This window comes from Streptomyces sp. NPDC006235 (genome assembly GCF_040613735.1).
In the GTDB taxonomy this organism is placed as follows: Bacteria; Actinomycetota; Actinomycetes; order Streptomycetales; family Streptomycetaceae; genus Streptomyces.
The window spans coordinates 57106-75853 of the sequence record NZ_JBEXSR010000040.1 but is presented as its reverse complement, the minus strand read 5'-3'; the positions used below and the strand labels follow the sequence as shown (position 1 = coordinate 75853).

The following is an 18748-nucleotide window of genomic DNA, read 5'->3' as shown; positions in this document are numbered from 1 at the left end:
GTGACTTCGAACGGGACGGTAAAGAGGAAGCGCTTTCTCGTCAATGGTCGGCCCGGAACTTTGGTCACGACTTTCGGGCAGGAACGGTCGTTCCCCGCTGCACTACCGGCACCGGATCGCATGACGCGAACACTTTCGGGCGCGTAGTCTCGGACGCGCGGCCAAGCCGCCGGCCGGCGCTGAGAAGGGGGAGCGATGGACATCGCGGGCGCGCGAGTGCGAGCCGTCACCGCCCTCAGGCGCTCGCGCCGGGGGGCCGCCATGCGCCGCCTGGCCGCCGAACTCGCCGCCGCGGTCCGGGCGCGGGAGCAGGTACCGGACGGCGCACGGTCGTTGTGCCGGGCGCTGTGCGAGGAGATGAGCGCGCGGCGCGGCGGGCGGCCGGTCGAGCTGCGTTTCGAGCGCTTCCCCGACGAGATCGAAGTGACCGGCCTGTGGGTGGAGTTCCAGGACTTCGACCTCGTCATCGTCGAGGAGCGGGCCGAGGCCGTGCAGCAGTTGGTCATCCTCGGGCACGAACTGTGGCACCTGCACGCGGGGCACGGGCATCACCACGGGGCGGGTGCGGCGGCGGCCCACGCCTTCGCCGACCGGCCGGGGTGGGACGCCGCCGCGCTGGCGGTGGCCGCCCGCAACGGCTCCCGGGAATGGGACGAGGCCGACGCCGACGCCTTCGGACTCCGGCTGGCGGCGGGGTGCCGGGCGCTGCTGCCGGGTGGGCGCGGACCGGACGTACCCCTCGACCCCGTGCAGCGGTCGCTGTACTACCGGGGGCCGCGAGGAGGTGCGGCACCGTGAGCACGGTGGCCCTGACTCCGGTCGAGTTCGTCAACCAGTTCTATCCGAACTTCTGGTGGATCCCCGCGGGGGTCCTGGCCGCCGCCCTGGCCATCAAGCTGCCGAGCATCATCCGGCTCTGGAAGGACCCGATGCTGCGCGCGGTCGGCGGGCTGCTGCTGCTCGCCTGCGCGGTGTTCGTCTTCGTGGCGCCGTCGACGATCGCGCGGGTCAACCGGCTCACCGGGGTGGCGAACTTCTCCGGCCCTTGGGTCTACTCGCTGCTCACCGCGTTCTGCGCCTTCTGCCTGCTGCTGATCATCTCCTGGCGCAACGGCCCGTCCGACCGCTCGGACCGCACCCGGCGCGCGATGCGCGGGGTCGTGGCGGTCTATTCGGGTGTGATCGTCGTGATGTGGGTGCTGTTCGCTCTCGCGGACGTGCCGGTGGAGCGGCTGCGGGATCTCGACACGTACTACGCGAACACCCCGTACATGCGCGAAGTGATCGTGCTCTACCTGCTCGCGCACACCGCGGCGGCACTGGTCACCAACGGGCTGATCTGGAACTGGGTGCGCACGGACGGGCTCGACTCGCTGCTGCGCTGGGGGTTGAAGTTCCTCGGCGTCGGCTACACGGCGCAGTTGCTCTTCGACGCCGCCAAGATCAGTGCCGTGGTGGCCCGTTGGTCCGGGCGGGACGTGGACTGGCTGAGCACGGCCGTCGCCCCGCCGCTCGCCTGCCTGTCCGCCGTGCTCATCGCGATCGGCTTCATCCTCCCCCACGCCGGGCAGTACCTGCACGGCCGCTGGCACGTCCGGCTTGCCCACCACGAACTGCGGCCGCTGTACCTGCTGATGAAGACGGTCAACGGCGCAGGGGTCCCGTTCCTGCTGCGTGCGACACCGGAGCTGCGACTGGTCCGCCGGGAGACGTTCATCCGCGACGCACTGCTGCCGCTCGCCCGGCACATCGACGAGGGCCGGCGCGAACGGTTCCACGAAGCCGCCCTCGCCCTCGGCCACCCGCCCGACCTGGCGAAGGTGCTCGCCGCCACCGCGGCGATCCAGGACGCGGCCGACGCCGGGACCCGGACCCAGGAGGACGACGGCACCGGTGCCCGTGACACCACGGAACTGCTGCGCGAGATCGGCGCCTTGTCCCGGGCCCTGCGCCGCACGGAGGATCTCCGGGCGATCCGCGCCCTGGCGCACGACCACGCGGAGGGCAGGTCGCTCACCGGCTGACCGCACCCCGGGGCCGCCCGGCCGATTTCCGCCGGGCCCCGCACAGGGGGCCGCGCGCACGCTGCGTGAAGGTACGGTGAGAGCCGTCCGGGACGAGGCCCCCATGGCTCGAAAACCGCTGCCGGCGGACGGTGTTGTGGGCTGCCCGGCGCCGTGGCCGGACGTCGGGGAATGCCCGCGGGGCAAAGGAGCCTTCATGGCTGAGTGCGAGGAGTCGCATGTCGCGTAGAGCTGTCGTCATCGGTGCGGGTCTGGCCGGCATGCTGGCCGCGGCGGCCCTGTCCGCCGTCGCGGACGAGGTGGTCGTGCTCGACCGCGACGATCTGCCCGAGGGGCCGGAGCACCGTAAGGGCCTGCCGCAGGGACGTCACGCGCATCTCCTCATGGCCGGCGGCCTGGCTTCCATGGAGGACCTGGTGCCGGGGGTGAGCATGCGCAAGCATCTGCTCGCCGCCGGTGCGCACGAGATACCGCTCGGCTCGGGCATGGTCGCCCTCACGCCCGAAGGCTGGTTCCGGCGCTGGCGCCACCCCGGACCGCGGATGCTGACCTGCACCCGGGCCCTGCTCGACTGGGCGGTGCGGGGGGCGGTGCTGGACGGCACCGGGGTGGTGATCCGCAAGGCGCGGGTGCTGGAGCTGACCGGGTCGCGGCAGCGGGTGACCGGGGTCCGCCTCTCGACGGCCACCGGAGAGGAGGATCTCGCCGCCGACTTCGTGGTGGACGCGAGCGGGCGTGGCTCACGGATCGTGACCTGGCTGGCGCGGCTGGGCGTCGACGACGTGCGCGAGAAGACGGTGGACGCCGGCCTGGTGAACGCCACCCGCCTCTACCGCACTCCCGAGGGGGCCGGGCGTTTCCCCCTGACCATCGTGCAGGCGGACCCGTACCAGGGGCGGCCCGGCCGTAGCGGCATGGTGCTGCCGATCGAGGGCGACCGCTGGATGGTCAGCCTCGCCGGCACGCGGGGCGGTGGCGAACCGCCGTCCGAGCCCGACGCGTTCCTGCGGTACACCCTGGAGCTGCCCGACCCCATCGTGGGCCGGCTGATCTCCGGCGCGGAGCCGCTCACCGACGTCCACGTCAGCCGCAGCACCAGCAATCACCGCCGGTACCTGGAGAAGGTGCGCTCCTGGCCCGAGCGCCTCGTCGTCCTCGGTGACGCGCTGGCCACGTTCAACCCCGCCTACGGGCAGGGCATGTCGGTGGCCGCGCTGGGCGCCCGGGAGCTGGACCGCGAGCTGCGGCGCTCCGGCCTCGACGCGCCCGGGCTCGCCCGGCGCGTGCAGCGGCGGACGGCCAGGCCTGTGGAGGCCGCGTGGACGATGGCGGTGAGCCAGGACGTCTGGTACCCCGGGACGCGCGGCGGTTCGCCCGGGATCGCCGACCGTCTGGTCACCGCCTACACCCGCCGCATGATCCGCACGGCGACCGGTTCGTACACGGCGGCGTCGGCGGTCTGGGACGTGATGAGCATGACGACGGGGCCGACGCGGCTGCTGCGGCCCTCGACGGTCCTGGCGACGCTGAGCGGGCCGCCGTTGCCGGCGGCGGTGGGGGCACCGCTGGCGGAGGACGAACGGGCGGTCCTGCGGCGGCTGGACCGGACGGGACGCTGACAGGGGCGTTCCGGCTCGGTCCGGTTCGCTCCGCTCCGCGCCCCGTCGGCGTGCTCCGCCGTCCGCCCCTGCGTGTCAGCCGGCGAACGCGGGCTGTACGAGCCCCTTGCCCGCCCCCGGCACCACGAACAGCGACCCCGCCAGCGCGGGCGGCTCGCTCAGGCCCGTACGCGCCGTCGTGATGTACAGGTCACTCATCCCGGCCCCACCGAACGCACAAGCCGTCACCAACGGCACAGGCAACTCGATCACCCGGTCCAGCCGCCCGTCGGGCGTGTACCGCCGCACCGCCGCGCCCTCCCACAGGGCCACCCAGACACACCCGTCGGCGTCGACGGTCAGCCCGTCGGGAAACCCCGCGCCGTCCTCGGTCTCCGCGAGGGTCCGCCGCCCGGACAGCCGCCCGTCCTCGTAGTCGAAGACGTCGACCCGCCGGGTCGGGGAGTCGATGTAGTACATGAGGCGCCCGTCGGGGCTCCACCCGGTGCCGTTGCTGACGGCCACGTCGTCGAGCACGACATCGACCGAACCGTCGCCGGTGACGCGGGACAGCGTGCCGCCCCCGGGCGCCTCGTCGTAGCGCATCGTGCCCGCCCACAGCGAGCCGTCCGGCGCGACGGCCGCGTCGTTGGCGCGGCGGCCGGGCACGGGCTCGCGGTGCAGCCAGCGAAAACCGCCGTGGGAGTCGCCGTCGGGGTCGCCGTCGGGGTCGAGGAGGCCGACCCCGTCGCGCAGGTTCAGCACCAGCCCCCCGCCGGCGCGCGGCTTGACCGCGCCCACGTGCTGTTCCGTCCGGCGGACGGTGCGGCGCCCGGTGGCCGGGTCGTACGTGTGCACCCGGCAGCCGAGGATGTCGATCCACAGGAGCCGGCCGGCCGCCGCGTCCCAGGTGGGACCCTCGCCGAGCTCGGCCTCGGCCCGTACGGCGACCTCGTACGGCGTCGTCGTCATGCCATGCTCCGGTGGCCGAGGTGCTCGGACAGCTCGGCGGCGCCCTTCGCGGCGAGCTGCTCCAGCTCGGCGCGGCGCTCCTCGCTCCAGCGGATCATGGGCACGGAGATCGACAGGGCGGCGACGACCTGGCCGGTGCGGTCGCGGACCGGCGCGGCCACGCAGCTCACGTCCGGGTTGGACTCGCGGTTCTCGACGGCGAGGCCCCGCTCACGGATCTCGGCCAGGGTCTCGCGCAGGGCGGCCGGGTCGGTGATGCTGTTGGGGGTCATCGCGACCAGCTCGGCGCCGTCGGGGATCCGCGCGGCGAGCTCGTGCTCGGGAAGGGAGGCCAGCAGCATCTTGCCGACGGACGTGCAGTGAGCGGGCAGCCTGCGCCCGGCCGCCGACACCATCCGCACGGCGTGCGTGGAGTCCACCTTGGCGATGTAGATGACGTCCGTGTCCTCGAGGATCGCCACGTGCACCGTCTCGTCGCAGGTCTCGGCGACGGACCGGGCGACGAGCTGGCCCTCGGCCGCGAGGTCGAGCTGCTCGGAGTAGCGGGCACCGAGCTGGTACGGACGTACGCCGAGCCGGTAGCGTCCGGGCTGGCCGGGCACCGGGACGATGTACTTCCGGGCGGCGAGCGTGGTCACCAACTCGTGCACGGTCGTGCGCGGCAGCTGGAGCTTGCGCACGATGTCGGGGGCGGAGAGCGTCCCGTCCCCGTCGAGGAAGAGCTCGAGAATGTCGAGAGCCCGGGTCACGGCTGGTACGAGGCGTCCCACGATCGGCCCCCTCCCTATGTGTTTCTCAGGCGCCTGTGTTCGCGACATCAACGTTCGAGATATCAACAGGCGATCGGCATGACGAACACAGGCTAGTCACAGAGGTTTGCCCGGGCAATGGGCAGAGGCCCGCGGGCGGAAACCCGTGAGCACACCACAGACACGTGGCGTGCACATTAAAGTGCCCTGTGTGCGACACGTCACAGGTGTCGCAAGGGTGGGGGAATCTCTGTGCGTGACATGACCATGGGCTCGAACGTGTCTCTGACGGCCCTGAGCGAGAACACCGGATCCGCGATCGTCAGCCTGGGCTGGTCCAGCCCGACCGGTGAGGGCGACGCCGACGTGTCCGTCCTGCTGCTGGGCGCGGACGGCAAGGTACGCAGCGACGCCGACTTCTACTTCTACAACAACCCGGTGGCCGCCGACGGCAGTGTGCAGCTCCTCGGCAAGGAGCCGACCGGGGACGGCAGCGAGGACCGGATCAGCTTCGACCTGACCGCGGTCCCGGCCGACGTGGAGCGGATCGTCGTGGCCGCGAGCCGGTACGAGGGGGCCCGCTTCGGCGAACTGCACGACGTGCGGGTGACACTGGCCGACGCCGTGGGCGAGAGCCTCCTCCGGTTCGTCATCGAGGACGCCGGTCCGGTGAGCGCGATCATCTTCGGTGAGCTCTACCGGCGCGGAGAGGAGTGGAAGTTCCGGGCTGTCGGGCAGGGCTACGAGAGCGGGCTGGCCGGGCTGGCGACGGACTTCGGCGTCGACATCGAGGACGACGAGGCGGAGTCCGCGGCGGCCGTCGAGGACGAGGAAGCGGAGTGTACGGCGGCGGTCGCGGAGGAATCGCCCACCGTCGTCCCTCCAGACGTCCGGCCGCAGACGACTCTGGAGGCCGTCCCGGCACCGCGCCCGCCGGCCGACGAGGAAACCGCCCCGAAGAAACGGACGGCCCGGCCCCGGACCGCGAAGAAGAAGGTCACGCCGCCCAGGGCGCCCGCGAAGAGCCTCGCGGAGAACGAGTCCTGGAGACAGGCGCGGCTCTTCCCGGTCTCGGCGCTCAAGGGCGACCGGGACCGGGAGGTGCGCGCCACATCGGTGCTGCTGTCGGTGATGGCCCAGGTGCCCCGGTTCGGCAGGCGGATCACCGCCCCGTTCGGCGCGCCGTCCGGCCGCATGGAGACGTTCACCGAGGTCTCCCTGCCGCACGGTGACACGCCTAGGCGCCCCGACGGAGTGATCCGCGTCGAGCGCGCCGGCAAGCTGTGGACGGCACTCGTCGAGACCAAGACCAACGGCAACGCCCTCAAGTCCGAGCAGGTCCAGGCCTATATGGACATCGCCGCCCGGCGCGGTTACGAGGCCGTGATCACGCTGTCCAACGACGTCGCGCTGGAGGGCAGCCCGCTGGTCGACGTCAAGATCGACCGGCGGCGCAAGCATCAGGTGGCGCTCTGGCACCTGTCGTGGGCCGAAGTCGCCCACCAGGCCCAGATGCTGATCCGGCACGAGGGCGTCGGCAACGCGGCCCGCACCTGGCTGCTCCAGGACCTCCTGCACTACCTCCAGCACGACAACTCCGGCTGCCACGGCTTCCAGAACATGGGCTCGGCCTGGGTGCCGGTGCGCAACGGCATCGACGACGAAACCCTCTGCCAGGGCGACCCGCGCGCCTTGGAGGTGGTGGAGAGCTGGGAGCGGCTCATCCGCCAGGTGTGTCTGCGGCTGGGCGGCGAACTCGGGCAGAAGGTGCTGCCCGCCCAGCGCACCCGGCGCGGCACCGACCCCGGGACCCGCCGCGCCCGGCTGGCCGACCAGCTGTGTCTGGAGGGCAGGCTGCACGCGGAGTTGCGCGTCGAGGGCGCCCCCGGCCTGCTCACCGTCAGCGCCGACCTGCGCACCGCCAAGCTGCGTACGTCCGTGGAGATCCCGGCCCCCGAGCAGGGCTATCCCCTGACCTGGGTCAAGCGCCTGGTCCGCCAGCTTGCCGAGGCGCCGGCGGACCTGCACGTCGAAACCCTGGTCGACGGCCAGACGGGAGGTCCCCGCGGCACGCTGGAGCGGCTCCGCCCGGAACCGGGGGACCTGCTGCCCAAGGACAGCGCCACCCGGATCACCGGTTTCCGCCTGTCCCTCTTCAAGGGCATGGGCAGTGGCCGGGGCAACGCGGAGTCCGGCTTCATCCGCAGTGTCGACGACGCCGTGCACCGCTTCCACACCTCGGTGGTGGTCCACCTGGACGCTCCCGCATCCGGGCGGGCCGCGGCGAAGGAGCGGGCCACGGTGTGACGGCGCCGGGGGGGTGAGCCCCGCCGGGTGCACCGGCGCGGCTCACCGCCGCCCCCGCACCGCCCCCAGCTCCCCCCGCAGCCGCTGCGCGCGCAGGACCAGTTCCAGTTCGAAGCGGCGGTCGGGGTCGTCGATCTCGTCGCCCCACAGTTCCCGGATCTGGCGCAGGCGGTAGCGGACGGTCTGGGGGTGGACGCCGAGCCGGGCCGCGACCTCGGGGGCTCCGCCCCGGGTCTCCAGCCAGGCCAGGAGGGTTTCCGCGAGGCGGCGGCCGTGGGTGGGACCGCAGTGGGTCAGGGGGGCCAGGCTCCTGCGGGCCAGGTCGTCGATGAGCTCCTCGGGCTGGAGGAGGACCAGCGCCTCGGTGTGCTCGGTGCAGTAGAGGACCTCCCCTGAGGGGAGCAGGTCCCGTTCCATGAGGCGCACCGCGGCCTCGGCCCAGCGCAGCGACTTCGCCGCGTCGGTGAGCGGGACCGGCGGGCCGATCGCGCCCGACCAGCCGGCCAGGGCCCGGTGCAGGAGCTCGGGGCGGCCTGCCGCGTCCGGGTCGGGCACGACCATGCGGGGCTGCTCGTACTCCATGTCGAGCAGCACCCCCTGCCCGACGGCGGGGGCCATGGCCTCCCGGGCGGGGCGCAGCAGGACACCGACCGCGACCTTCCCGGGCAAGGGCCAGCCGATCCGGGCGGCCCGTTCGGTCAGCGCTTCGGCGGGGTCGCCGCGGTGGTGTTCGGCCAGCAGGAGCTCCATCAGGCGGCGCTGGAGGCGCAGGCGTTCCCCGGCCTGGCGGGCCGCGGCCTCGGCGTAGCCCCGTACGGACTGGTCGACCAGGCCGTCCAGGTACTCGTAGCCCGCGTCGACGAGTTCGTACATCGCCGGCGGCGGGATCTCCACGCGCTGGCCGATGTCGGCGAAGCGGCGCCAGGCCAGGCGTACGCCCATGCGGTAGATGGCCTGGAGGGAGTCGAGCGAGCGGCCGTTGAGACCCTCGCCGCGACCGAAGTCCTGGAAGACACCGGGCGGGACGGTGGGCCGGCCCTCCGAGTGCTCCAGGTGCTGCACGAAGACCTCGATGGCACGCCGGATGCCGACCAGGGCCATGGGCTCGCCTGAGTCGTCCAGGACGACGGGCAGATGGGGATACTCGCGCTGGATCTCGCAGAGGATCTCCTCGGCGAGGGCGGGCGCCTCGGCCATGGCGATCGCCGCGAACCGGCGCACCTGGAAGCGCGGTACGTCGTGCCAGGCGGAGCGCGTGGTGACGGTTCCGGTGCGGGCGGCCGTCACCGTCAACTCCCCTGCCCGGCCTGCTCGTAGGTGATCAGGGGGGTGTTCGGCTGGTCGGGCGTGGCTTCGAGCAGCGCGACGACGCCCAGCGCGGCGCCCACGGCAAGGGCGGCGGCGAGCGCGACGGTCAGCGCGGCAGCGAGCAGTCTCGACATCGCAGGGTCAGCCTCTCTGTCCGGATTCGTCCGGAGATCGTCCGGAGGTCTTCCCCACCCCGGCATCCCGTCCCTGCCTGTCGCGCCCAGTCTCGACAAGCATTGACACCCCGTCAAGAGCGGCCTACGGTTCCCGGCCCAGCCGTACACGCGCTGTTTCCCGCCGTGCCGGCCCTCTCGTACGTCGAGCCGTCCCAAGCCACTGGAGTGCCCGGATGCGCCGTACAACCTCCCCCTTTTCGCTGGTCCTGCTGGGTCTCGGCACGTTCCTGCTGGTACTGGCGCCCCTGCTCGCCTGGTACGTCCAGCCGCGTGCCGCGGTGAACCCGATCGACATCGACACCACCGCCGTCTACACCGGCCGGGGCAGCGTCTTCGACACTGACCGGATCGAGACGGTCCCCGACCGGAAGATCACGGTGACCCAGCGGGTGCGCGGCAACGTCGAGGACAGCGAGCGCAGCGGAAACGCCGTCTGGGACGTGACGACCACGGTCGACACCGACAAGTCACTGCCGGCCGCCGACCCGCACGACGCGCTGGAGTTCACGCCGCACCGCTGGGTGATGGACCGGAAGACCACCCGGCCGGTGCACTGCTGCGGCGAGAAGCCGTACATCGAGGGCGAGGCCTATCTGAAGTTCCCCTTCGACGTGCAGAAACGCTCGTACCAGTGGTGGGACAACACCCTCGGCGACACGGTCGTGCTGCGCTACCGCGGCACGGAAAAGGTCCAGGGCTACACCGGCTACAAGTTCACCGGCTCCGTGCCGCCGACCAGGACCGGCACGCGGATGGTGCCCGGCAGCCTCGTCGACCAGCCGGGGCGGCCGCAGGTGCTGGCCGAGGAGTGGTACTCCAACCACGGCTTCGAGCTGGTCGTCGACCAAGCCACCGGCCGGGTGATCTACGCGCAGACCGGACCCAAACGAACCCTGCGGGCGCCGGCCGGGAAGAAGGACGCGGCGGTACTGCTGGACAGCCGGAAGATCTCCTTCACGACCGCGACGCAGAAGGAGGCCGTGCGGCAGGCGAAGCGCGACAGCGGCCAACTGCGCCTGGTGGGCACGACGTTGCCGATCGGGGCCGGTGTGGCGGGTGTGGTGCTCGCGGCGGTGGGTGGCGTTCTGGTGGCGCGTGGGCGGAAGGAGCCGGAGCAGCCCACTCCGTCCGATACGTCCAGTACGCCCCAGCCCACCCTCACGATGTGATGTGGCGTCAGCTTCAACAAAGCCCGAAATTGTCACGCCGGTGAGTAGCCGTGGAGAACGTCCGGGCGAAAACTGTCCAACCCCACCCGAGCACAACCCGTCCACACTCCCCTCCCAGGAAGGGCTCAGGCCCCCCACAGCCAGACCCCCCAGAGCCACACCTTCCCCACGCTGAGTTCCGCACCCCGAGACGAGTTGGAGCACCCATGCCCCAGCACGTACCGTCCTCGCTGCATGCCGCGCTCCCCAGCGCGGAGCAGCACCTTCCGGCGCTCCCCCCACATCCGCGCCGGATCGTCTTCCTCGCCCATCGCGATCTGGACAACCCGTCCGCCGGCGGCTCCGAGCTGCTGGTCGACAAGCTCGCCGACGGCCTGACCCGGCTCGGCCACCAGGTGACCCTGCTGTGCGGGGGCCCCGCGGCCTTCCGGGACTACCGGGTCGTGTCGGCGGGCGGCCCGTACGGGCACTATCTGCGCGCCCGGTCGGCCTTCGCCCGCCAGGTCGGAGACTGCGACCTGCTGGTCGAGGTGTGCAACGGCATGCCGTACCTGGCGCCGCTGTGGCACTCCGGGCCCACGCTGTGCCTGGTCAACCACGTCCACACCGACCTGTGGAAGATGCGCTTCGGCGGGCCGCTGGCGCCGGCCGCCCGGATCGGCCGAAGACTCGAGCACTGGGCGCTGACCGGGGCGCAGCAACGGAGTCTGCTGGTCGCGGTCTCCTCCTCCACCGCGCACGCGCTGCGCGCGATCGGCGTGGAGCGGGACCGCATCCGTGTCGTGCACAACGGGGTCGAGGAGCCGGGGCCGCGGGCCGAGCGCTCCCCCGAACCGTTGTTCGTCGCCGTCGGCCGGCTCGTCGAGTACAAGCGGATCGATCTGCTGCTGCGGTTGTGGGAGCGAGTACGGCCCGTCACCGGCGGGCGGCTGGTCATCGTCGGGGACGGCCCCGAGCGGGCACGGCTGGAGCAACTGGCGGGTCCCGGCGTGGAGTTCACCGGGTACGTGTCGGAGGCCGAGAAGCACCGGCTGCTGTGCGCGGCCTGGTTGCTGCTGCATCCCTCCGCCGTGGAGGGATGGGGTCTGGTCGTGACGGAGGCCGCGGCGCGACAGACGCCGACCGTGGCGTTCGACGTGCCGGGGCTCAAGGACTCCGTGGTCGATGGTGAGACCGGGGTTCTGGCGCGCGGTGAGTCGTCGTTCGCGGCGGCGTGGTGTGCGTTGGCCCTGTCCGGGCGTCGGCGGGAGTTGATGGGGAAGGCGGCTCGGGAGCGGGCTGCGCAGTTTCGGTGGGACCGGACTGTGCGGCAATTTCGGGTGGTGGCCGCGGAGGCGGTGAGGGGCTGGGGGCCGTGAGGCGGCGTGCGGTCGTACGTGGCTTGTCGCGCCCACGCGGCGGAGCCGCACGTGTCACAGCCCCGCGCCCCTATGTAAACGACCCCTCCTTTCGGCGATCTGTTGCCCTTTTCCGTGCCTTCCTCCACGAGCAGGACGATCCCGAGAGCTGTTACTCGCTGCTCGCCCGGGACGCCGTCGATCAGGTCGAGGCGTACGACGGGCCCGTCGCCGGGCGTACGGTCGTCGACGTCGGCGGCGGCAGCGGGTATTTCACCGAGGAGTTCCGGCGACGTGGAGCGCACGCGTTCCTCTTCGAGCCGGACATGGCCGAACTCGGTGAGAAACCACCGGACTCGGCCGTCGTAGCCGACGGATACCTGCTGCCCCTCCGGGACGGCGTCGCGGACGTCACGTTCTCCTCGAACGTGCTGGAGCACGTCGCCGACCCGGAGACGTTCCTGAGCGAGCTGGCCCGGGTGACGCGGCCGGGCGGGCTGATCTACGTGTCGTTCACCAACTGGCTGTCGCCGTGGGGCGGGCACGAGTGGGCCCCGTGGCACTACTTCGGTGCCGAGCGGGCCCGGGCCCGCTATCTGCGGCGGACCGGCAGGCCCGCCAAGCACACGCTCGGCGAGAACCTGTTCGCGGTGCACATCGGATCCACCCTGCGGCAGGTGCGTGCCCGGGACGACGTCACGGTCGTCTCGGCGCGCTCCCGCTACTGGCCGTTCCTCGCGGAGGCCGTCGCCAAGGCGCCCGGCATCCGCGAGTTCGCCACCTGGAACCTCCTTCTCATCCTGCGGCGGTGCCCTACATGACAACCACGGTCCAGGCTCCTCCACCAGCAGCCGTCCCCACCACCGCGACCGCGGCGGGTCCGCCCGAGGGCCCACGGTCGCGGCGCTGGCTGCTGGGCTTCTGGGCCGTGGCGTTCGTGCTGTTCCTGGCCGTGCAGCCAGGGCGGCAGACGTTCGACACCAAGCTCGGTGTGACGGTCGACCCGGGCCAGTTCCTCGCCGACCTGGGGCAGTTGTGGCACGACCGGGCCGGGTTCGGCGGGATCCAGGACCAGTACGTCGGCTATCTGTGGCCGATGCTGCCGTTCTACTGGCTGTGCGACCTCGTGCAACTGCCGGTGTGGCTGGCGGAGCGGCTGTGGATGTCGCTGATCGTGTCCGTCGCCTTCTGGGGTGCGCTGCGGCTGGCCGAGCGGCTGCGGGTGGGCAGTGGCGCGTCCCGGCTGCTGGGTGCCGTGGCGTACGCGCTGTGGCCGGTGTTCACCACCGTCATCGGCTCCACGTCGGCCGCCGCGCTGCCCGGCGCGTTCCTGCCGTGGGTGCTGCTTCCACTGACCGACGAGCGGTACGCCGCCCGGGTCGCGGCCCTGCGGTCGGCGCTGCTCGTGCCGTTCATGGGTGGCGTGAACGCCTCCGCGACGCTGGCGTCCCTGCTGCCGGTCGGGCTGTATCTGCTGTCCCGGCCGCCCGGGCCGCGGCAGCGCAAGCTGATCGCCTGGTGGGTTCCGGCCGTGCTCGTCGTGACGGCCTGGTGGTGGGTGCCGCTGCTGCTGCTCGGCGTCTACGGCGAGAACTTCCTCCCCTATATAGAGACGGCGCAGACGACGACGGACACCATGTCGGCGACCGAGGCGCTGCGCGGCGCCGGGAACTGGGTCGCCTATCTGCACTTCGGTGAGGCGTGGCTGCCCGCGGGCTGGGCCGTGGCCGCGTCGGTCGTCGTGATCGTGTGCTCGGCGCTCGCGGCCGGGCTCGGTCTCGCCGGGCTCGCCCGGCGGGACATGCCCGAGCGGCGGTGGCTGGTGCTGACGGTGCTGGTCGCGGCGCTGGTGCTGCTCGCCGGGTACGGCGGCGCGTTCGGGGCGCCGTTCCACGGGGCCGTGCAGGGCTGGCTGGACGGCTGGCTGTCGCCGTTCCGGAACATCTACAAGTTCCAGACGGGCCTGGCGCTGGCATTCATGCTGGGTCTGGCCCATCTGGTGGGGGTGGCCGCCGAGCCGCGCGGGGCGCGCCCGGTGCGCGGCCGGCGCTTCGCCCCGCTGGTCGCGGCGGTGCTGATCCTGCCGGGGCTGCTGTGGCCGTACCTCAACGGCTCGATCCTCAACCCCGGTTCCTTCCAGAAGCTGCCCACCTACTGGCAGGCCACGGCCGACTGGCTGGAGAAGTACTCGCCCGACTCGCGCGCCCTGGTCGTCCCGGCGACCGCGCACGGCGTCTACACCTGGGGCTCGCCCATCGACCAGCCGCTCGACGTGCTCGCCGAGTCGCGCTGGGCGCAGCGCGACTACGTCCCGTTCGGCACGCCCGGCAACCGGCGCGCGATGGACGCCGTCGAGCAGGCGCTGATGTCCGGTGCCGAAGTGCCGGGGCTGGCCGACTACTTGAGCCGGGCGGGGCTGTTCTACGTCGTCGTACGCAATGATCTCGATCCGGACCAGATCGGCTATGTGCCGACCACGACCGTCAAGCGCACCCTCGAACAGTCGGGGTACGAGCGGGTGACGGGGCTGGGGCCGGTGATGACCGGCGGGCGGATCGCGCACGACGCCCCGCTCCAGGTCGAGGGGCTGTACCCGCGGCAGCGGGCGGTCGAGATCTACCGGCCCACCGGGGACGACGTGGTCCGGCCCGGGCAGGCGGGACTCATGCCGGTCTCCGACACGGCCGTGGTGTCCGGCGGCCCGGAGGCGCTGCTCCCGCTGGCGTCGCGGCTGCGCGGCCGGGCGACCGTCCTGACCGGCGACAACCACCCGGGGCTCGGCACCCCGGCGGTGCAGGTGGTGGGCGACGGGATGCGGCGCGCCGACACCCGGTTCGGCGTGGTCAACGCCGGCACGTCGTACACGTACACGCGCGACGAGCGCAATGCGCAGGGCGCCCAGCAGGACCCGGGCGAGAAGCCCCGCCAGATCCTGCCGACCGAGGGCACCGACCACCAGACGGTGGCCGAACTGCGCGGCGCCCGCTCGGTGACGGCCTCCTCGTACGGCAACTGGCTGTTCCACCTGCCGCAGTACGACCCGGTGAACGCCTTCGACGGCAACCCGGACACCGCGTGGACGGAGGGCTCGCCGGACACGCCGGACGGGCAGTGGCTGCGCATCGGCTTCACCGGCTCCTACGACATGCCGTCCTCCTTCAAGGTGACGCCGCTGCCGCAGGAGAGCGTGCGGGCGGCGGCGACGAAGGTGCGCGTGGAGACGGAGAAGGGCGAGCGGACGAGCTTCCTGCGGCCCAACGGCACGGCGCAGAGCGTCAGGGCGCCCGAGGGCGGCACGCGGTGGATGAAGCTGACGATCGTGGATTCGGTGGAGCGCCGGGCCGGGCTCACCGGCGTGGGCTTCTCCGAGATCGACCTGCCGGACGTACAGGTGACGCGGCTGCTGCGGCTCCCGGTGGACGCGGCCGACGCGACCGCGGACGCCACGGTCGTCTCCCTGCACCGGGCCTCCGACCCGACCGGCCTGTCCGCGACCGGCACCGAGGCCGGTCTGCACCGCCGCTTCACGACACCGGCCGCCGGGACGTACGAGGTGACGGCGAGCGCGGTGCCGGTGCCGGGCGAGGAACTCGACCGGCTGCTGTACGAGGTGGCGCCCGAGCAGCAGTCCCGGATCGTCGCCACCGCCGACTCCACGGCGCGCCTCGGCGCGGGCCTCGCGGCACGCAACCTCACCGACGGCGACCTGACGACGGCGTGGATCGCGGGCGACCGGCCGACGATCCATCTGCGCTGGGACGGCAAGCAGCCGGTCGGCGAACTGGTCCTTGCCCCGGCCGGCGGCCTGTCCACCCGCGCCTCCCAGGTGCACATCAGCTCCCCGGACGGCGCGGCGATCGCCGGCGTCGACGAGAACGGCTGGGTCCGCTTCCCGCCGATCACCACGGACCGGCTCGACATCACGATCACCGAGACGGCCCCGCTGACCCTGCACAACCCGGTCGCCGACGAGGATCTGCGGCTCCCGGTGGGCCTCACGGAGGCGTACATCCCCTCCCTCGACCAGTACCGCACCCCGCAGCCGGACGGCACCCGCACGTTCTCGCTGCCGTGCGGCAAGGGGCCCGACGTGGCACTGGACGGCGAGCTGTACCGGACGGGAGCGAAGGGCACCGTGCGTGACCTGGTGGAACGGCGGCCCGTCGAGGTGACGCTCTGTCAACGGGACAGGAAGGACGCCGAGGTGGAGCTGGCCTCGGGCGACCACCGGCTGGAGGGCGGCGACGCCGGCCCGCTCGCGCTGACGGACGTCACCCTGACCCGCGGGACGGTCCCGGAGGCCGCCGCGGCCGGGCGTGAGCTGCGGGTCCGGGACTGGCTGGGCGACCGGCGCGAGGTGTCGGTCGGCTCCGGCGCGGCCTCGTACCTGACGACGTACGAGAACTTCAACGACGGCTGGAAGGCCACCCTCAACGGCAAGGAGCTCACCCCGCTGCGGCTGGACGGCTGGCAGCAGGGCTGGCGGATCCCGGCCGGGGCGGGCGGCACGGTCAAGCTGTCGTACGAACCGGCCACCACGTACGACGCCGGGCTGATCGGCAGCGGCGCCGGCATCGCGGTACTGCTGGGCCTGGCGCTCTGGCGCCGCCGCGCCCCCAACCCCGACGCACCGCAACCGGCCCCGCCGCTGCCCGGCCTGTGGCTCGGCACGGTGGCGCTGACGCTGGTCGGAGTGGTGATCGCGGGCTGGTTCGCGCTGCTGGTCCCGGCCCTGGCGCTGCTCGCGGCCAGGCGGCACGCGCTGCTGGTGCCGATCGCGTTCGCGGCGCTGGCGGGAGCGGGCATCGTCGCCGCGTTCGGGGCCGGGGAGCCGGTGGGCGCGGGTGAGGGGGCGTTCGGCCGTACGGCCCAACTGCTGGCGCTGATCGGCCTGTTCGCGGGACTGGTGAGTCTGCGCGAAGGGCCCTCGTCCTCCTCGGAGGCACCGACCCGGCAGCTGCCCAGGACGACGGACACGGGGAAGGGCGAGCCCGCATGACGGCACCGGTACGCATCCCGTTCCCGGTGGTGGACGAGGTGTCCCGGCACTGCCTCCAGGAGGAGGAACCGGAGACGGTCCACATCGAGGTCCACTTCCCCGGCCCCGTCGACCAGATGCGTCTGCGCAAGGCGTTCACGGAGGCCCTGCACCGGCATCCGCGGATCCTGATGCGGGAGGCGCGGGGGCCGTGGTACCGGCGGCGGTACGAGTGGGAGCTGACGCCGGAGCCCGATGTGGAGGTGGTGACCTTCACCCCGCCGGGGCCCCGGGCGCTCCAGGACGCGAGGACCCGGGCCCTGACAGAGGCCCCACCCCTGTCAATGTCACCGCCCATACGCCTGGAGGTGGTAGAGGCCCTAGCAGCGGGCAGTCGTGCCGCTGGGGCGGCTCCCGACCCACAGAGCGCGGCACCCCGCCACGCCGGGCTGCGCACCCGCCCCGCCCAGGACATCCACACCGGCACCGCACAAGGCACAGTCCTCTTCCTCACCATCAACCACACCGCCCTGGACGGCCCAGCCTGCCTCCGCATACTCGCCACCGCCGCAGAGCTCTACGGAGGCAGCGACAACTCCCCCGCAGCACCACCGACCCGTACACCCCAAGCCCTCCGAGAAACCCCGGAGACCCCGACCACCTGGTCCCGCCCCGCGAGGGTCGCGCCCGGCACCCCCGACCCCTCCCCCGGCAACGGCATGCTGGTGACGGAACTCCCCCTCCCCCACCGCCCCAAGGGCACCCCCTACACCGTCAACGACCAGCTCATGGTCACCACGGCCCTGACCATCGCCCACTGGAACAGGGAACACGGCGCCCGCCCCCGCCCCCTCCGCATCACCATGCCCGTGGACGACCGCCCCCGCGACACCACGATGCCCATCGGCAACGGCACCCGCCTCGTGGAAGTCCCCTTCGTACCATCCGAGTTGCACCACCCGGACATGTCCGCCCTCCTCCGGCGCACCGCGGAGCGGACCCGCGCCCTGAAGTCCCTGCCCCGCCCCCAACTGGGCCACGGCGCCGCCCTCCTCACCACCCCCTGGGCCCCGGTCGCCGCCCGCGCCGCCCTCACCCGCACCCTGCGCCGCGCCGCCGCGCCCTGGACGTCGACGACCCTGCTCAGCAACATCGGTCGTATCCCCTACCCCCTGGACTTCGGGGAGGAGACGGGCCGGGCACACGCGGTCTGGTTCTCGGCGCCGGCCCGGATGCCGCGCGGCCTCACCGTGACCACCGCCTCCACCGCCGGCCGCCTCCACCTGGCCCTGCGCTGGTCCCGGGCCCTGCTCAGTCACGGCGACGGCGCCCACCTCCGCGACCTGTTCGAGCACTATCTGCACACCACGGAGGTGACCTCGTGACGAGCGCCCCCGCCCGGCCCCCCGAGTTGCGTGACTTCTACGAGAACCCGGCCGTCCCCGTCTCCTCCGGCACCCCGCGCAGCATCCGCCAGGCCCGCATGCTGGCCGGGGCGATCGGCCCGGCGGGGCGCGAGCCGCAGACGATCCTCGACATCGGGTGCGGGGACGGCACCGCCGCGGCCACCGCCGCGCCCTTCCTCCCCGGCCACCGCGTCATCGGTGTCGACTGGTCCCAGGACGCCCTGAGACGCGCCCGCACCCACATCCCGTACGCGGTCCGCGGTGAGCTCACCGGCGGCGGGCTGCCGTTCGCGCCGGAGTCGGCCGACGCCGTGCTGTTCAGCGAGGTGATCGAGCACCTCGTCGACCCGGACGCGGCGCTCGACGAGATCCGCCGGATCCTGCGGCCCGGCGGGCATCTGATGCTGTCCACGCCGAACCTGGCCGCCTGGTACAACCGCGCCCTGCTGCTCGCCGGTGTCCAGCCGGTCTTCTCGGAGGTCAGCCTGCGCGGCATCCACGGCCGCCCGGGCCGTGAGGTCGTAGGGCATCTGCGCCTCTACACCGCCCGCGCGCTGCGGGAGTTCGTCGCCGCGTCCGGGTTCACGGTCGTACGGCTCGAAGGTGCTCCCTTCCACGGCGTGCCGCGCCCGTTGCGGCCGCTGGACCGGCTGGCCTGCGCCCGGCCACAGCTCGCGTCGATCCTGCTGCTGCACGCCAGGAGGACGTAGCCCATGTGGTGGGG

Annotated in this window: 14 protein-coding genes; 10 read left to right on the top strand and 4 right to left on the bottom strand. The window is 72.7% G+C overall.

Going from position 1 to position 18748, the window contains the following annotated elements; all coding sequences use genetic code 11:
- The first annotated feature begins 195 nt into the window (after nucleotides 1-195).
- The 3 genes from ABZ192_RS34030 (at nucleotide 196) to ABZ192_RS34020 (ending at nucleotide 3643) form a co-directional block, all read left to right on the top strand.
- Complete coding sequence (locus tag ABZ192_RS34030) at nucleotides 196-798, top strand: toxin-antitoxin system, toxin component family protein (protein WP_356928334.1); 603 nt, start codon at nucleotides 196-198, stop codon at nucleotides 796-798.
- Nucleotides 795-2024, top strand: coding sequence for an MAB_1171c family putative transporter (locus tag ABZ192_RS34025; RefSeq protein ID WP_356928333.1), 1230 nt, complete (start codon nucleotides 795-797; stop codon nucleotides 2022-2024). Before ABZ192_RS34030 ends, ABZ192_RS34025 begins: the two co-directional genes overlap by 4 nt.
- Nucleotides 2025-2242: 218 nt before the next feature.
- Nucleotides 2243-3643 carry an FAD-dependent monooxygenase gene (locus tag ABZ192_RS34020; RefSeq protein ID WP_356928332.1) on the top strand — a complete coding sequence of 467 codons (1401 nt, stop codon included), beginning with the start codon at nucleotides 2243-2245 and terminating at the stop codon, nucleotides 3641-3643.
- A 75-nt stretch (nucleotides 3644-3718) separates the two neighbouring features.
- Here the strand turns inward: ABZ192_RS34020 and ABZ192_RS34015 are convergent, their stop codons facing one another.
- Both ABZ192_RS34015 and ABZ192_RS34010 read right to left on the bottom strand, forming a co-directional pair.
- Entirely contained in the window at nucleotides 3719-4594 is an 876-nt protein-coding gene (locus ABZ192_RS34015; protein ID WP_356928331.1) for an SMP-30/gluconolactonase/LRE family protein, read from the bottom strand.
- Complete coding sequence (locus ABZ192_RS34010; protein WP_356928330.1) at nucleotides 4591-5364, bottom strand: IclR family transcriptional regulator; 774 nt, start codon at nucleotides 5362-5364, stop codon at nucleotides 4591-4593. Before ABZ192_RS34010 ends, ABZ192_RS34015 begins: the two co-directional genes overlap by 4 nt.
- A gap of 240 nt (nucleotides 5365-5604) precedes the next feature.
- On the opposite strand from ABZ192_RS34010, the gene ABZ192_RS34005 reads away from it, so the two are divergent.
- A complete protein-coding gene (locus tag ABZ192_RS34005; RefSeq protein ID WP_356928347.1) occupies nucleotides 5605-7650 on the top strand; it encodes a TerD family protein in 2046 nt (681 codons plus the stop codon).
- Nucleotides 7651-7692: 42 nt separating this feature from the next.
- Here ABZ192_RS34005 and ABZ192_RS34000 read toward each other — a convergent pair whose 3' ends face one another.
- Both ABZ192_RS34000 and ABZ192_RS33995 read right to left on the bottom strand, forming a co-directional pair.
- Complete coding sequence (locus ABZ192_RS34000) at nucleotides 7693-8937, bottom strand: helix-turn-helix domain-containing protein (protein ID WP_356928329.1); 1245 nt, start codon at nucleotides 8935-8937, stop codon at nucleotides 7693-7695.
- A gap of 2 nt (nucleotides 8938-8939) precedes the next feature.
- Nucleotides 8940-9092, bottom strand: coding sequence for a hypothetical protein (locus tag ABZ192_RS33995; protein WP_010042314.1), 153 nt, complete (start codon nucleotides 9090-9092; stop codon nucleotides 8940-8942).
- Nucleotides 9093-9307: 215 nt separating this feature from the next.
- On the opposite strand from ABZ192_RS33995, the gene ABZ192_RS33990 reads away from it, so the two are divergent.
- The 6 genes from ABZ192_RS33990 (at nucleotide 9308) to ABZ192_RS33965 (ending at nucleotide 18734) form a co-directional block, all read left to right on the top strand.
- Nucleotides 9308-10303, top strand: coding sequence for a DUF3068 domain-containing protein (locus tag ABZ192_RS33990; protein WP_356928328.1), 996 nt, complete (start codon nucleotides 9308-9310; stop codon nucleotides 10301-10303).
- 206 nt (nucleotides 10304-10509) lie between these two features.
- On the top strand, nucleotides 10510-11661 hold the full coding sequence (locus ABZ192_RS33985) for a glycosyltransferase family 4 protein (protein WP_356928327.1): 1152 nt from the start codon (nucleotides 10510-10512) through the stop codon (nucleotides 11659-11661).
- Between the two features lie 23 nt (nucleotides 11662-11684).
- Nucleotides 11685-12461 (top strand): class I SAM-dependent methyltransferase, encoded by a 777-nt coding sequence (locus ABZ192_RS33980; RefSeq protein ID WP_356928326.1) that lies wholly within the window; start codon nucleotides 11685-11687, stop codon nucleotides 12459-12461.
- On the top strand, nucleotides 12458-16639 hold the full coding sequence (locus tag ABZ192_RS33975; protein ID WP_356928325.1) for an alpha-(1->3)-arabinofuranosyltransferase: 4182 nt from the start codon (nucleotides 12458-12460) through the stop codon (nucleotides 16637-16639). The genes ABZ192_RS33980 and ABZ192_RS33975 overlap by 4 nt, the downstream gene beginning before the upstream one ends.
- Nucleotides 16636-18003, top strand: a complete 1368-nt coding sequence (locus tag ABZ192_RS33970; RefSeq protein ID WP_356928324.1) for a condensation protein — start codon at nucleotides 16636-16638, stop codon at nucleotides 18001-18003. The genes ABZ192_RS33975 and ABZ192_RS33970 overlap by 4 nt, the downstream gene beginning before the upstream one ends.
- Nucleotides 18000-18734, top strand: coding sequence for a class I SAM-dependent methyltransferase (locus tag ABZ192_RS33965; protein WP_356928323.1), 735 nt, complete (start codon nucleotides 18000-18002; stop codon nucleotides 18732-18734). Before ABZ192_RS33970 ends, ABZ192_RS33965 begins: the two co-directional genes overlap by 4 nt.
- Nucleotides 18735-18748: the final 14 nt, after the last annotated feature.